Genomic DNA, 14083 nt, shown 5'->3' with positions numbered 1-14083 from the left:
GTGGCGTTCAACGCGTGTGAAGGAAGTGTGTCCTCACGGGCTCACGCGTCGAACGAGTGCACCGTCGTCGTCCGGTACGTCTGTCCCGGCCGCAGCACGGTCGGGGGGAACGACGGCTGGTTCGGCGAGTCCGGGAAGTGCTGTGTCTCCAGGCACAGGGCGTCGCCCTGCCGGTAGAGGGAGCCGCCGGTGCCGGTCAGGGTGCCGTCGAGGAAGTTGCCCGAGTAGAACTGCAGACCGGGCTGGTCGGTGGCGATGCGCAGGGTGCGGCCCGAGGCGCGGTCGCGCAGGGTGGCGACGGGCTCGGGGCGGCCGGTGACGCCCTTGTCGAGGACCCAGTTGTGGTCGAAGCCCTTGGCGGTGACCAGTTGCGGGTGGGCGTCCCGGATGTCCCGGCCGATCGGCTTGGCGCGGCGGAAGTCGAAGGGCGTGCCGGAGACCGGCGCCAGCTCGCCCGTCGGGATGAGACCCGCGTCGGTGGGCGTGTAGCGGGACGCGGCGATCGACAGCTCGTGGTCCTCGATCGTGCCGCTGCCCTCGCCGGCCAGGTTCCAGTAGACGTGGCTGGTGAGGTTGACGACGGTCGCCCTGTCGGTGGTGGCCTCGTAGTCGATGCGCCACTCGCCGCGCCGGGTGAGGGTGTACGTCACCTTCGCCCTGAGCGTGCCCGGGTAGCCCATCTCGCCGTCGACGCTGGTGTAGTGCAGCACCAGGCCGACGTCGGAGCCCCCGGCGAACGGCTCGACGTCCCACACCCGGTAGTCGAAGCCCAGGGCGCCGCCGTGCAGGGAGTTCTCGCCGTCGTTGACGGAGAGCTGGTACTCCTCGCCGTCCAGGGTGAAGCGGCCCTTGGCGATGCGGTTGCCGTACCGGCCGATCAGGGCGCCGAAGTGCGGGCTGCGGGCCACGTAGTCGTCGAGGTTGTCGAAGCCCAGGGAGACGTTCTCGTAGCGGCCCCGGCGGTCGGGGACCTCCAGGGACTGGACGACTCCGCCGTACGACAGCACCTTCATCCGCGTGCCGCCGTTCTCCAGCGACCAGCGGTACACCCTCGTGCCGTCGGCGAGCCTGCCGAAGAGCTCCTTCACCGGCTTCCTGCCTCCCGTGGCGTGTGCCGTGCCGCCGGCCGTCGCGGCGGCGATGCCCGCGGCGGTGGCGGATGCGATGACCGTGCGTCTGCTCAGTTCCATGTGTGCGGCTCCTGTACTTCCGTGAAAAGAAGCGGGCCCCGCCTTGGCCGGCGGGGCCCCAGTCCGTTACGAACCGACCTTGCGCTTGTTCCACACGTCGAACCCGACCGCCGCCAGCAGTACCGCGCCCTTGATGACCTGCTGCCAGTCGGTGCCGATGCCGACGAGGTTCATGCCGTTGTTCAGCACGCCCAGGACCAGACCGCCGATGATCGCGCCGAGGACCGTGCCGACGCCGCCGCTCATCGACGCGCCGCCGATGAACGAGGCGGCGATGGCCTCCAGCTCGAAGTTGAGGCCGGCCTTGGGGGAGGCCGCGTTGAAGCGGGCGGCGAAGACCAGACCCGCCAGGGCCGCGAGCATGCCCATGTTCAGGAAGACCAGGAAGGTGACCTTCTTGTCCTTCACGCCCGACAGCTTGGCCGCGGGCAGGTTGCCGCCGATGGCGTAGATGTGGCGGCCGATGATCGCGTTGCGCATCAGGTAGCCGAACCCGACGACCAGCACGCCCAGGATGAGCAGCACGACCGGGGCGCCCTTGTAGCTGGCGAGCAGCAGCGTGACGACGAGGACGGCGGAGACCAGTGCGACCAGCTTGAGCACGAACAGCTTGACCGGGGGCACCTCGAGGGCGAACTCCAGCTGCCGCTTGCGGTCGCGGACCTCCTGGAACACCACGAAGGCGATCAGGGCGAAGCCCAGCAGCAGGGTGAGGTTGTGGTAGTTGGTGTTCGGGCCGACTTCGGGCAGGAAGCCGTTGGCGATCTTCTGCAGGTCCTTGGGGAACGGGCCGAGGGTCTGGCCCTTCAGGAAGATCTCCGTCAGACCGCGGAAGAGCAGCATGCCCGCCAGCGTCACGATGAACGACGGTATGCCGAGATAGGCGATGAAGAACCCTTGTACGGATCCCGCGAGGGCGCCGATGGCCAGGCACAGGATGACCGCGACCGGCCAGGGCAGATCGTTCTTGACCATCAGGACGGCGGCCATCGAGCCGATGAACGCGGTCAGTGAGCCGACCGAGAGGTCGATGTGGCCCGCGATGATGACGAGCATCATGCCGATCGCGAGGATCAGGATGTAGCTGTTCTGCAGCACCAGGTTGGAGACGTTGCGCGGCAGCAGCAGGTCGCCGTCGGACCAGACGGCGAACAGCACCACGATCAGGCCGAGGGCCATCAGCATGCCGTACTGGCGCATGTTGCGGCGCATGCCGTCGAGCATCAGCCGCAGCAGGCCGTCGCCGGAGGCCGACCCGCCTCTGCCGGACGGCGCGGGGGCCGGGGTCTTGGCGGTCACGTCCGTGCTCATCGGGTTACCTCGTTGTCCTTCTTGTCCTTCGTCATACGACGCATCAGCGCTTCCTGCGAGGCCTCGGCCCGCGAGAACTCACCCGTGAGCCGCCCGGCGGCCATCGTGTAGATCCGGTCGCACATGCCGAGCAGCTCCGGCAGTTCGGAGGAGATGAAGACGACCGCCTTGCCCTGGGCCGCCAGCTGGTCGATGACCGTGTAGATCTCGTACTTGGCACCCACGTCGATGCCGCGCGTGGGCTCGTCCAGGATCAGCACCTCGGGACCCGCGAAGATCCACTTGCTGAGGACGACCTTCTGCTGGTTGCCGCCGGACAGCTTGCCCACCGGCTCGAAGACGGTCGGCGCCTTGATGTTCATGGACTTGCGGAAGTCCTCGGCGACCTGGCGTTCCCCGTGCTCGTCGACCACACCCCGTTTGGAGACCTTGCCCAGCGCGGTCAGCGAGATGTTCCGGTTGATGGTGTCGATGAGGTTGAGGCCGTAGTGCTTGCGGTCCTCGGTGACGTACGCGATGCCGTGCCCCACCGCCTCCGGGACGGTCTTCGTACGGATCTCCTTGCCGTCCCTGAGGACCGTGCCGCCCGCGTGCCGGCCGTAGGTGCGGCCGAAGACGCTCATCGCCAGTTCGGTGCGGCCGGCGCCCATCAGCCCGGCGATGCCGACGATCTCGCCGCGCCGCACCTCGATCGAGACATCGTCGACGACCTTGCGCTGCTGGTCGATGGGGTGGTGCACGGTCCAGTTGCGGATCTCCAGGGCCGGTGCGGAGCCCTCCTCGGGGTGGTGCGGGGTCCGCTCCGGGAAGCGGTTCTCCAGGTCGCGGCCGACCATCCCGCTGATGATCCGGTCCTCGGTCGTCTCCTTCGCCTTCACGTCGAGCGTCTCGATGGAATGCCCGTCGCGGATGATCGTGACCGAGTCGGCGACCCGGCGGATCTCGTTCAGCTTGTGCGAGATGATGATCGAGGTCATGCCCTGTTCCTTCAGCGAGAGGATCAGGTCGAGGAGCTTGCCGCTGTCCTCGTCGTTGAGCGCCGCCGTCGGCTCGTCGAGGATGAGCAGCTTCACCTTCTTCGACAGCGCCTTGGCGATCTCCACCAGCTGCTGCTTGCCCACGCCGATGTCGGCGACCCGGGTCTCCGGGTGCTCGTCGAGGCCGACCTGGCGCAGCAGTTCGGTGGCGTGCTTGAGGGTGTCGTGCCAGTTGATCAGTCCGCGCTTGGCGTGCTCGTTGCCGAGGAAGATGTTCTCCGCGATGGACAGATACGGCACCAGCGCCAGCTCCTGGTGGATGATCACGATGCCGTGCCGCTCGCTCGCCCGGATGTCCTTGAACCGGCAGGTCTCGCCTTCGAAGAGGATGTCCCCCTCGTAGCTGCCGTGCGGATGGACGCCGGAGAGCACCTTCATCAGGGTCGACTTGCCGGCGCCGTTCTCGCCGCAGATGGCGTGGACCTCGCCCTGGCGGACGGTCAGCGTGACGTCCGACAGCGCTTTGACACCGGGAAAGGTCTTGACGATCGAGCGCATTTCCAGGACGGGTCCCGCCATGGTCGTGCCTTCCAATCCTTGTGGGGCCCGGTTACTTGAGGTCGTCCGCGGAGTAGGTGCCGCCGTCGATGAGGACCTTCTCGTAGTTGCTCTTGTCGACGCTGACCGGCTGCAGCAGGTAGGCGGGGACGACCTTGGCACCGTTGTCGTACGACTTGGTGTCGTTGACCTCGGGCTTCTTGTCGTTGAGGGAGGCTTCGACCATGTTCGAGGCGACCTTGGCGAGTTCGCGCAGGTCCTTGAAGACGGTCTGGGTCTGCTGGCCCGCGATGATCGACTTCACCGAGGCGACCTCCGCGTCCTGGCCCGTGACGACCGGCATGGGCTTGCTGCCCGAGCCGTAGCCGTCCGACTTCAGGGCGGACAGGATGCCGATGGAGATGCCGTCGTAGGGCGAGAGCACCGCGTCGACCCGGGCGCTGCGGTAGCTGGAGGTGAGCAGGTCGTCCATGCGCTTCTGCGCGGTGCCGCCGTCCCAGCGCAGGGTGGTGACCTGGTTGAGGTCGGTCTGCTTGGACCGGACGACCAGGTCGCCCTTGTCCATGTACGGCTTCAGGACGTTCATCGCGCCCCGGAAGAAGTACCCGGTGTTGTTGTCGTCGTTGGAGCCGGCGAACAGCTCGATGTTGAAGGGGCCCTTCTTGCCGTCCTTCAGGCCGAGCTTGTCCACGATGTAGGTGCCCTGCAGCTCGCCGACCTTCTCGTTGTCGAACGAGGCGTAGTAGTCGACGTTCTCCGTGCCGAGGATCAGCCGGTCGTAGGAGATGACCGGGATGTCGGCGTCCTTGGCCTGCTGGAGCACGTTGCCCAGGGACTTGTTGTCGATCGCGGCGATGACCAGGGCGTCCACGCCCTGCGTGATCATGTTCTCGATCTGGGAGACCTGCTGGTCCGGGTCGTCCTCGCCGTAGACGAGCTTGGTCTCGTAGCCCTTGGCCTTCAGTTCCTTCTCTACGTTGGCGCCGTCGGAGATCCAGCGCTCGGAGGACTTGGTGGGCATCGCGATGCCGATGGTGGCGCCGTCGTCGCCGCCCTTGTTCTCCTCGCTGCCGCCCTCGCTGTTCTGGCCACAGGCGGTCAGGGTGAGGGCGAGGGAGGCGGCGGAGGCTACGGCGGCGAGTGCGGCTCTGCGGTTGCGCATGGTCATCATCCTTGATGTGGGTGCAGGGCTCGGTCGGGTGGTGGTGCCGGCACGCAAGAAGCTGAGGGTGGAGCCGAGTGGGAATCGAGGGTGGAGCCGAGGGTGGAACGACCGAGAGCAGGTGTGTGGGATTGTGCGCGGCTGTGTCTTCTTTTGTGAAGGGAGTTTCCGGAACGTTATGACGAGATCTCGAACCGGTTGAGCGAGCCCGGCAGCCGGGTGCCGAGCGGAGCCATGTCCCCGTCCGCCCCGTGCCGCGCGAGCAGATCGAGGGCGAGCCGGCCGCGCCGCACCCGCTCCTTGGCGGTGGTCAGCGTCAGTTCCCGCAGGTGGTGGCCGTACGGATAGATCCCGGGCGCCTTGGAGAGACCGAACTTCAGGTACAGCGGGGCGCCGCGCCGGACCAGCTCGGCGACCTCGTACATCCGCACATAGCCGCCGAGGTCGTCGGGGGCCTCGATGTACATGTCCATCGGCGCGGCCGAAACCCGTCTGATCTCGGTCAGGTGGTCCGGCGTCAGGTCGCTGGGCACGTTGATGGAGTCGGCGCCCAGCCGCTCGTACACCGCGTACGAGGCCGGGTTGACCGGCCCGACGAGCGCCGACAGCTTGAGCGTGGTGCCGGCGGGGATGATGCCGGCCGTACGCGCCCGGTGCAGCGTCCACAACACGCCCTCGTCGGCGACGAGCAGGCACGTGACGCCCAGCTCCGTGGCCCGGACGGCGTCTTCGACGCATCCGGCGACCGCGTCGTGGCCGCGTGCCCGCAGACCCGCGCCGCCCGAGTCGGTCCGGGTGGAGCCGCCGATGTCCCAGGTGCCGCGCGGTCCGGTGAACAGGCAGAGCTCGATGTCGCGTTCGGCGGTGGCCTCGACCATCTCGGTGATCTCGGCGTCGGTCAGCATCCAGACACCGCTGCCCTGGCTGATCCGGTGGATCGGCACGTCCAGCCGTGAGGACTCCTTCAGGACCACCCCCAGCGCCTCCGGACCCTCGCAGGAGGGGATCTCGGTGCGCCAGCGGCCGCCGCCCGGGAAGGAGTGCGGCGAGGCGTCGGCGGGGTCGAGGGCGGGCGCGGCCAGGCCGAGGGCGGTGAGCGCCTGCTCACCGGGCCTGCGTGCGGCGGCCTTGGCGGCGGAAGCGTCGGTCACAAGCTGTCCTTAGTGTTCGGTATGTCGGACGAAGTTCGCGGCTACAGGCAGGGGAGGAGCCCGTGCGGATGGATGTACGCCGGTACGGAGGCCGTCAGGTCGCCCCCGTACCGGCGTACGGCTCAGGGGTGGGCGTCAGGGACGCAGCAGCACCTTGCCGACCTTCGGGTCGCCGGATCCCACCAACTCGATGGCCTGCTGGAACTGGGCGAGAGGCAGCTCGTGCGTCACCAGCGGCCGCGGGTCGAGCAGGCCGGCCGCGAAGACCCGCACCGTGTGCGCCCACGCGTCCGGCGGCGCCCCGAAGACGGTGTGCACCTCGAGCTGCCGTACGACCAGGTCGGTCGGGTCCAGCCCGTCGGCCCCCGGCGCCGGGATACCGGTCAGCACCAGCCGCCCGCCCCTGCGGAGCAGCCCGGCGGCGGTGCGGGCGGCGTCGGCGGACCCAGCGGTCTCGATGACGACGTCGAAGTCGTCCGCGAGGGGCTGGTCCTTCGTCCGGAAGTCGGTCGCGCCGTACCGCCGCGAGAGCGCCTCCCGGTCCCCGCGCGTGCCGACGACCAGCAGTTCGCCCGGGGACGCGGCGCGCAGGAACTGCACGGCGAACATGCCGAGCGTCCCGGTGCCGACGACGGCGACCCGCTCACCGGGGCGGGCGTTCGCCTTGAGGGCGGCGGCGGCGATGCAGGCGGCCGGCTCCAGCAGGGCGGCGGCGGTGAGGTCGGCGCCGTCGGGCAGGACGTGCAGGAGGCGGGCGGGCAGCGTCAGCGTGGGCGCCATGGCCCCCGGCTGGGTGAACCCCGTCTCCTCGTACCCGGCCGTGCACAGCGTCGTGTCGCCCGCGTGACAGCGGTCGCAGACCTGGCAGTTGCGGAACCCCTCGCCCACGACCCCGCGCCCGACGAGCGACGCGGGCACCCCGGCGCCGACCCGCTCCACCGTCCCGGACCACTCGTGCCCGGGAGTGAGCGGGTAACGCACGTAGCCCTCGGGCCGGTTGCCCTGGTAGACCTCGCGGTCGCTGCCGCAGATCCCGGCCGCGTGCACCCTCACCAGCGCCTCGCCGGGACCGGGCTCACGCGGCTCGTGCGGCACGAGCCGGTGCTCGCCCGGTGCCTCGATGACGACCGCGCCGGTCATTCCTGAGTCCCCTTGGGCTTGCGCTGCTCCCAGCCCTCGGCCCACAGGTCGAACCGCGCCTGCTGCTGCGGGAACTCGGCCGCCGCGTCGGTGTCCAGCTCGACCCCGAGGCCGGGAGCGTCGGAGAGGTGGAAGCAGCCGTCCTCCGGGTTCACCTGCGGGGCGCCCTTGACGACCTTCTTGATCTCCGCGTCCGCGAAGTCGTTGAAGTGCTCCAGGATCTTGAAGTTCGGGGAGGTGAAGCCGACCTGGAGGCTGGCGGCGGTCAGGACCGGGCCGCCCACGTTGTGCGGGGCCACGAGCGTGTAGTGGGTCTCGGCGGTGGCGGCGAGCTTGCGGGTCTCCCAGATGCCGCCGATGTGGCCGACGTCGGGCTGGATGATGTCCACCGACTGGTCCTCGAACAGCTCCCGGAACTCGATCCGGTCGTGGATGCGCTCGCCGGTGGCGACCGGGATGTCGACCTTCTCGGCGACCTTCCGCAGCGCCTTGAGGTTCTCCGGCGGGACCGGCTCCTCCAGCCAGGCCGGCTTGAAGGGCGCGAGTTCGCGCGCGAGCCGGACGGCGGTGGAGGGCGAGAACCGGCCGTGCATCTCCAGCATCAGCTCGGCGTCGGGCCCGATGGCGTCCCGCACGGCCTCGATCAGCGAGACGGCGTAGTTCGTCTGCTGCTGGTCCAGTTCGAAGTGCCCGGTGCCGAACGGGTCGATCTTCAACGCCCGGTACCCGCGCTCCACGACCCCCTGCGCGGCCTTGTGGTACGCCTCCGGCGTCCGCTCGGTGGTGTACCACCCGTTGGCGTACGCCTTCACCTTGTCGGTGACCCTGCCGCCCAGCAGCTGCCAGACGGGGACGCCGAGGGCCTTGCCCTTGATGTCCCAGCAGGCCATCTCGACGACGGCGATACCGGACATCACGATCTCGCCGGCGCGGCCGTAGTCGCCGTACTTCATGCGGCGGACCAGGTCCTCGACAGCGAACGGGTCGGAACCGAGAATGTGGTTGGCCTCGGCCTCCTTCAGATAGCCGAGGAGAGCATCGGTGTGCCCCAGCATCCGGGTCTCGCCGACTCCGGTGATTCCCTCGTCGGTGTGCACCTGGACGTAGGTCAGGTTGCGCCACGGCGTCCCGACCACGTGTGTGCTGATTCCGGTGATGCGCACGGCGGCTGCCCTTCGCTGTGTTCGATATTTCGTCACTCGTTCGAAATGCTGGCGTGACAGTAAGGAGGGGGCGGTCGGAGTGTCAATGGGTCGGACACATAACGGTTTCGGCAGTTTTGAAAGTACGGGCGGAGGGGCCCCGGCCGCTTCCCTACACAACCTTCACAGCCGCCTCTAGGAACGAGCCCGTCGCGGAACTTAACCTTCCCGCGTCATGGACTACTGCGACCCGTGCCGACGGCACCTCAACGGCGCCCTCGCCTGCCCGGGGTGCGGTACGCCGGTCGAACAACCCGGTCCGCCCGGACCGCACTTGACGGAAGGTGGGAAGCGGGCGCCGGAGGAGACCGACGAGGCGGACGCGCCCGACGAGGCCCCCGGCGACGTCCCGCCCGGCGGCCGGGCCGGCCGCCGCGACCGCAAGGCCGCCGCGCATCGCCGACGCCGCCGCCGGACCCTCCTCGTCACCGCGGGCTTCGTCCTGGCGGCCGGCGGACTGAGTCTCGCCGAACTCGGCACGGACGCCCCAAGCTCGCCGGCGAAGCCGGCCACGGCGGGCGGGGAGACGACGGACGGCGGGGCGAGCCGGGAGGTGGGGGAGTCGTCGACGGCCCCGGCCGACGCCGCGTCGGGTGCGAACACGGACGCGGCCTCGGGCACGCCGACCTCCGACGCCTCCGCCTCTGTCTCCGCCTCCGCCTCCGCCTCCGCCTCGACAACGGTGTCGGCGTCGGGGTCGGCATCGCAGTCCGCGGAGTCGGACGGGAAGGAGCCGAGGACGCCGGACGGGACCGAGGCGCCGCCGGTGTCGGCGTCCGGGACGGCCCCCGCGCCGGACCCGCCCTCCACGGCCCCGGACGACCCTCCCCCGACGACGACTCCGGCCCCGCCGACGTCACCGGACCCGGCCCCGTCCGAGACGTGCGACCGCTTCCTGTGGTGGTGCGCGTAGCCGACGTGGCCGCCGGAACGCCTCCGGCTCAGTCCCCCAGCATCGTCCGCAACGCGTCCCGCAGAGCCACCCGCTCGCCCTCCGACAGCCCCGCCAGCGGCTCCCGCGCGAACCGCAGCGACTCCCGCAGCCCTCGCGCGACCCGCCGCCCCTCCTCCGTCGCCGCCGCGACCTTCACCCGGCGGTCGCCGGGGTCCGGGCGCCGTTCGACCAGCCCGCGCGCCTCCAGCCGGTCCACGATCCCGGTGACGTTCGACGGCTCGCACCGCAGCTTGCGTGCCAGCTTCCGCATCGGCAGCGGCTCCAGCGAGAGCAGGCTGAGCAGCTTGGCCTGCGCCCCGGTCAGGGCGCGCTCCGCGGCGGCCTCCTCGTAGTCGGCGTGGAAGCGGGCCACGACCTCGCCGATCAGCTCGACGACTTCCAGGGTGAGAGCGTCGGGTCGGCGTGGGGTGTCGTGTGGTCTGGCCATGGAATCCAGGGTACCCATTTGTTTGACAACCTGAAATGTTCAGTCGCATGGTTGTTTCATAGGCTGAAACATTCTCGGAAGCCCCGAAAAGAAGAGGTGCCCCATGACCGACTCCCCCGCCCTCCCCGACGTCAACCGCGAATGGCACCTGCTCAGCCGTCCGGTCGGCTGGCCCAAGCCCGAGGACTTCGCCCTCGTCGAGGCTGAGCTGCCCACCCCGGGTGAGGACCAGGTGCTGGTGCGCAACCTGTACGTCTCCGTCGACCCCTACATGCGCGGCCGCATGAGCGCCGCCAAGTCCTACGTGGCCCCCTACGAGCTGGGCAAGCCCATGCAGGGCGGCGCGGTCGGCGAGGTCGTCGCCTCCAACGCCGAGGGCGTCGCCGTCGGCGACCACGTCCTGCACTTCTTCGGCTGGCGCGAGTGCGCCGTGGTGGACGCGAAGAACGCCGTCAAGGTGGACCCGGACGCGGCGCCGCTGTCGACGTACCTGGGCGTGCTCGGCATGACCGGGCTGACGGCCTACGCCGGTCTGCTGCGCACCGCCGCCTTCAAGGAGGGCGACGCGGTGTTCGTCTCCGGCGCGGCCGGTGCCGTCGGCAGCCAGGTGGGCCAGATCGCCAAGCTCAAGGGCGCCTCCCGGGTCATCGGCTCCGCCGGCTCGGACGAGAAGGTCAAGCTGCTCGTCGACGAGTACGGCTTCGACGCCGCCTTCAACTACAAGGAGGGCCCGGTGGGCGAGCAGCTGCGCGCCGCCGCTCCGGACGGCGTCGACGTCTACTTCGACAACGTGGGCGGCGACCACCTGGAGGCCGCCATCGGCTCCCTCAACCGGGACGGCCGCATCGCCATCTGCGGCGCGATCTCCGTCTACAACAACACCGAGCCCGCCCCGGGCCCGAAGAACCTCGCCCGCCTGATCCAGACCCGCGGCCGCATCGAGGGCTTCCTGGTCGGCGACCACTACGACCTCCAGCCCCGGTTCGTCCAGGAGGTCGGCCCCTGGGTCGCCTCCGGCAAGCTGAAGTACCGCGAGACGGTCGTCGAGGGCATCGACAACAACCTGGAGGCCTTCCTCGGCGTCCTGCGCGGCGACAACACCGGAAAGATGATCGTCAAGCTCTGAGCAGCGGGCGCGGGCCGAGGAGCCGGCGCGCATCACGGAGCCGGCGTACCGAGGAGTGACCTTCACTGCACTTCCGGCATGCGGTAGCGTCTTTCCGAAATCCGTCGTGATCGTGGGCGCGAGTCACGGCGGACCGAGGAGAGAAGACAACCGCATGCCCATACAGCAGTCCGAGGTCCTCTACACCGCCGTCGCCACCGCCGAGAACGGCCGCGACGGGCGGGTCGCCACCGATGACGGCAAGATCGACGTGGTCGTGAACCCGCCCAAGGAGATGGGCGGCAACGGCGCCGGCACCAACCCGGAGCAGCTGTTCGCCGCCGGGTACAGCGCCTGCTTCCAGGGCGCCCTCGGCGTCGTGGCCCGCCAGGAGGGCGCCGACATCACCGGTTCGACCGTCACCGCGAAGGTCGGCATCGGCAAGAACGACGACGGGTTCGGCATCATCGTCGAGATCTCCGCGGAGATCCCGTCGGTGGACGCCGACACCGCGCGGTCGCTGGTGGAGAAGGCCCACCAGGTCTGCCCCTACTCGAAGGCGACCCGCGGCAACATCACCGTGACGCTCGTCTGACCGGCGCTCGGACGCGTACGGGGCGGCGCCCGAGCACGGGGCGCCGCCCCGCCCGGCAGGGCGCCCCCGGGGCTCCGGGGCCGCGGCCCACCGGGTGCCGGCGCCGACCGGTAGAGTTCCGCCCATGCGTGATCTTGGGGCGGGATTCGGCCATCTCCTGAAGGGCCAGCGCTGGGTGGCCCGGCACGGCAAGAGTTACGGCTTCGGGCTCGTCCCGGGCCTGATCACACTGGTCCTGTACGCGGCCGCACTGGTCGCGCTGGCGATGTGGGGCACGGACTTCACCGCCTGGGCGACCCCCTTCGCCGACGACTGGTCGAGCCCCTGGCTCGGGCTCTTCCGCGGCTTCCTCACCGCCGTCCTGTTCGCCCTCGCCCTGCTCCTGGCCGTCCTCACCTTCACCGCGGTCACGCTGCTGGTCGGCCAGCCCTTCTACGAGAGCCTCTCCGAGCGGGTGGACCGCGACGTCTCCCCGGACGGCACCGCTCCCGAGTCGGACCTGCCGCTCATGCGCGAGCTGTGGATCTCCGGCCGCGACAGCCTCCGGATCCTCGTCCGCGCCGCCGTCTGGGGCGTACTGCTCTTCGCGCTCGGTTTCATCCCGGTCGTCGGCCAGACGGTGGTCCCGGTGGTCGGCTTCCTCGTCACCGGCTTCTTCCTCACCGAGGAACTGGCCTCCGTCGCCCTCCAGCGCCGCGGGGTCGAACTGCGCGAGCGCCTCGCGCTCCTGCGCTCCCGCAAGATGCTGGTCTGGGGCTTCGGCACCCCCCTGGGCGTGTCCTTCCTGGTGCCCTTCGTCGCCGTGTTCCTGATGCCGGGCGCGGTCGCCGGCGCCACGCTCCTCGCCCGCGCACTGCTGGGCGAGGAGACCCGCGACGGCGACGACGGCCGCTCCGCCGGCGCTCCCGCCGGCCCGGCGGTCAGCTCCCGTCCGCCCGGCCCGTTCGATCCCTCCGGCCCGTCCGGTCCGTTCGATCCGTCCGGTCCGGCTCCGAGGCACTGACCGCCACGGCCACGATCGCCCGCACCTGCGCCACGATGTCCAGCCGGTTCCGCACGAACGCGGGGTCGGTGACCGTCCCGGCCGCCGGACCGGTGTTCCCGGCCCCGAACTCCAGCACCGGCGTGTGGACGTGCCCGCCCGGCAGCGAGCCGCGCAGCCCGAGCCGGTCCCGCAGCAGGGTCGCCCGGTAGGCGATCTCGTTGGACAGGTAGTCCCCGCCGCCGCCCGCGCGAGCCGCCGAACCGGGCGTGGGCCCGCCCGGCCGTACGACCGCCTCGGTGCCTCCCGCCGGGATCTCGGTCACGCTCGTGTTGTCGTACACGGGAAAGCGCCCGGTGTCCGCGGCCGCGATCGCCTCGTACGGCAGCGTGGTCGTCGTCCACTGCGGCTGCGAGGCCGGGTCGGCGACCGGGACCGTCTCCGTGCGGGAGACGTTGTCGTTGTCGGGGAAGCCGCCCCGCCAGGCCCCGTTGGTCCGCTCCACGTCGAACCGCCCGGCCCGGCCCTGGCTCACGGTCGTGAACAGGTCCACCCTCGGCAGATACGCCCGCAGCGCCCGCTCGACCGCGCCTTGCCCGAAGTCCTGCCAGCGCACCGGGAACACGGCCGTCTCCACCCGGGCGGGCCCGTCCGGTGTGTCGATCACCGTGCCGTCCAGGGCGAGCGCGGCGGCGCCGGACGGGTTGGAGATCCGGATGTCCCGGTCCAGGGTGAAGGGGTCGAAACCGGTGAGCAGGACACGCTTCACGCCCTTTCCGGTCCGGCCGTCACCGCCCTGGGGGAGGCGGACGTCGCTCTGGCCGCGCGAGTCGCGCTCCAGTTCCCCCAGCAACGCGGCGCGCTGCCGCTCCGTCAGCCCGAAGCCCGGCTCCCAGGCGCGCAGTTCCCGGGCCATCCCGAGCCGCGCCCAGTACAGCGGCCGGTCGTCGTCCCGGCTGAGGTCCCCGCGGTCCGGCCCGCGGCCCTGCGCCCGGTCCACGGCCCGCCGCCACAGCGCGGAACCCTCCCGCGCGACGACGCGGCGCGCCTCGCGGTAGGAGTCCGCCCGCCCGAGCCCGCGGGCGAACACCGGCGCCACCGCGGCGAATCCGGAGCGCCGCAGGATCTCCTGGGGCACGTCCCCGTCGAGCCGCCGCTCCTCGACGGTCGGCGCCGCCGCGGGTGCGGGTGCGGTGGCCGGTGGTGCCGCGGTGGCCGTCACCGGGGCCGCGAGCCCCGCCACCAGGGCCAGCCCAAGTACGCCGATCCGAACGCGTGTGTGTGTCAAGGGAGTCCAGGTCCTTCCGTCGCCGTGGGGTGCGCTGCCG

The 14083-nt window shown here is 70.6% G+C and carries 13 protein-coding genes; 4 read left to right on the top strand and 9 right to left on the bottom strand.

Translation table 11 applies throughout. From position 1 onward, the window contains the following. Window positions 1-41: 41 nt before the first annotated feature. The 7 genes from ACH4NX_RS09700 to ACH4NX_RS09670 form a co-directional block, all read right to left on the bottom strand. A complete protein-coding gene (locus ACH4NX_RS09700; RefSeq protein WP_398128476.1) occupies window positions 42-1190 on the bottom strand; it encodes an aldose epimerase family protein in 1149 nt (382 codons plus the stop codon). Window positions 1191-1256: 66 nt separating this feature from the next. Then, window positions 1257-2501 (bottom strand): multiple monosaccharide ABC transporter permease, encoded by a 1245-nt coding sequence (gene mmsB / locus ACH4NX_RS09695; protein ID WP_279559220.1) that lies wholly within the window; start codon window positions 2499-2501, stop codon window positions 1257-1259. Further along, window positions 2498-4057, bottom strand: a complete 1560-nt coding sequence (mmsA, locus tag ACH4NX_RS09690; RefSeq protein WP_351388222.1) for a multiple monosaccharide ABC transporter ATP-binding protein — start codon at window positions 4055-4057, stop codon at window positions 2498-2500. The genes mmsB and mmsA overlap by 4 nt, the downstream gene beginning before the upstream one ends. 31 nt (window positions 4058-4088) lie before the next feature. After that, complete coding sequence (gene chvE, locus ACH4NX_RS09685) at window positions 4089-5198, bottom strand: multiple monosaccharide ABC transporter substrate-binding protein (RefSeq protein WP_279559218.1); 1110 nt, start codon at window positions 5196-5198, stop codon at window positions 4089-4091. Window positions 5199-5374: 176 nt separating this feature from the next. After that, window positions 5375-6349 (bottom strand): hypothetical protein, encoded by a 975-nt coding sequence (locus ACH4NX_RS09680; RefSeq protein WP_351388225.1) that lies wholly within the window; start codon window positions 6347-6349, stop codon window positions 5375-5377. A 135-nt stretch (window positions 6350-6484) separates the two neighbouring features. Then, entirely contained in the window at window positions 6485-7489 is a 1005-nt protein-coding gene (locus ACH4NX_RS09675) for an alcohol dehydrogenase catalytic domain-containing protein (protein WP_351388228.1), read from the bottom strand. Further along, window positions 7486-8652: a mandelate racemase/muconate lactonizing enzyme family protein gene (locus tag ACH4NX_RS09670; protein ID WP_351388230.1), complete on the bottom strand. Its 1167-nt coding sequence runs from the start codon at window positions 8650-8652 to the stop codon at window positions 7486-7488. Before ACH4NX_RS09670 ends, ACH4NX_RS09675 begins: the two co-directional genes overlap by 4 nt. A gap of 313 nt (window positions 8653-8965) precedes the next feature. Between ACH4NX_RS09670 and ACH4NX_RS09665 the strand changes: the two genes are divergently transcribed. Next, the gene (locus ACH4NX_RS09665; RefSeq protein ID WP_398128475.1) at window positions 8966-9604 is read left to right on the top strand and encodes a hypothetical protein; all 639 of its coding nucleotides are present in this window, start codon (window positions 8966-8968) and stop codon (window positions 9602-9604) included. A gap of 28 nt (window positions 9605-9632) precedes the next feature. On the opposite strand, the gene ACH4NX_RS09660 is transcribed toward ACH4NX_RS09665, so the two are convergent. Next, window positions 9633-10073: a MarR family transcriptional regulator gene (locus ACH4NX_RS09660; protein WP_351388235.1), complete on the bottom strand. Its 441-nt coding sequence runs from the start codon at window positions 10071-10073 to the stop codon at window positions 9633-9635. Window positions 10074-10176: 103 nt separating this feature from the next. On the opposite strand from ACH4NX_RS09660, the gene ACH4NX_RS09655 reads away from it, so the two are divergent. The 3 genes from ACH4NX_RS09655 (at window position 10177) to ACH4NX_RS09645 (ending at window position 12776) form a co-directional block, all read left to right on the top strand. Further along, window positions 10177-11199, top strand: a complete 1023-nt coding sequence (locus ACH4NX_RS09655; protein WP_398128474.1) for an NADP-dependent oxidoreductase — start codon at window positions 10177-10179, stop codon at window positions 11197-11199. Between the two features lie 154 nt (window positions 11200-11353). Next, a complete protein-coding gene (locus ACH4NX_RS09650) occupies window positions 11354-11773 on the top strand; it encodes an organic hydroperoxide resistance protein (protein ID WP_351388240.1) in 420 nt (139 codons plus the stop codon). Between the two features lie 124 nt (window positions 11774-11897). Continuing rightward, window positions 11898-12776, top strand: a complete 879-nt coding sequence (locus tag ACH4NX_RS09645; RefSeq protein WP_398128473.1) for an EI24 domain-containing protein — start codon at window positions 11898-11900, stop codon at window positions 12774-12776. Here the strand turns inward: ACH4NX_RS09645 and ACH4NX_RS09640 are convergent. Next, window positions 12694-14043: a pyroglutamyl peptidase gene (locus tag ACH4NX_RS09640; protein ID WP_398128472.1), complete on the bottom strand. Its 1350-nt coding sequence runs from the start codon at window positions 14041-14043 to the stop codon at window positions 12694-12696. The two genes, ACH4NX_RS09645 and ACH4NX_RS09640, sit on opposite strands and share 83 nt — an antisense overlap. Window positions 14044-14083 lie beyond the last annotated feature (40 nt).

It is taken from the genome of Streptomyces sp. NPDC017225, assembly GCF_044331465.1.
Classification (GTDB): Bacteria; Actinomycetota; Actinomycetes; order Streptomycetales; family Streptomycetaceae; genus Streptomyces.
The sequence above is the reverse complement of the archived record's forward strand: the minus strand, read 5'-3'. Positions and strand labels throughout refer to the sequence as shown.

Bases quoted from the DNA above. Each gene is read 5' to 3' on its own strand.
- ACH4NX_RS09700 (WP_398128476.1), bottom strand. From the start codon at position 1,190: ATGGAACTGAGCAGACGCACGGTCATCGCATCCGCCACCGCCGCGGGC.
- mmsB (WP_279559220.1), bottom strand. From the start codon at position 2,501: ATGAGCACGGACGTGACCGCCAAGACCCCGGCCCCCGCGCCGTCCGGC.
- mmsA (WP_351388222.1), bottom strand. From the start codon at position 4,057: ATGGCGGGACCCGTCCTGGAAATGCGCTCGATCGTCAAGACCTTTCCC.
- chvE (WP_279559218.1), bottom strand. From the start codon at position 5,198: ATGCGCAACCGCAGAGCCGCACTCGCCGCCGTAGCCTCCGCCGCCTCC.
- ACH4NX_RS09675 (WP_351388228.1), bottom strand. From the start codon at position 7,489: ATGACCGGCGCGGTCGTCATCGAGGCACCGGGCGAGCACCGGCTCGTG.
- ACH4NX_RS09660 (WP_351388235.1), bottom strand. From the start codon at position 10,073: ATGGCCAGACCACACGACACCCCACGCCGACCCGACGCTCTCACCCTG.
- ACH4NX_RS09655 (WP_398128474.1), top strand. From the start codon at position 10,177: ATGACCGACTCCCCCGCCCTCCCCGACGTCAACCGCGAATGGCACCTG.
- ACH4NX_RS09650 (WP_351388240.1), top strand. From the start codon at position 11,354: ATGCCCATACAGCAGTCCGAGGTCCTCTACACCGCCGTCGCCACCGCC.
- ACH4NX_RS09645 (WP_398128473.1), top strand. From the start codon at position 11,898: ATGCGTGATCTTGGGGCGGGATTCGGCCATCTCCTGAAGGGCCAGCGC.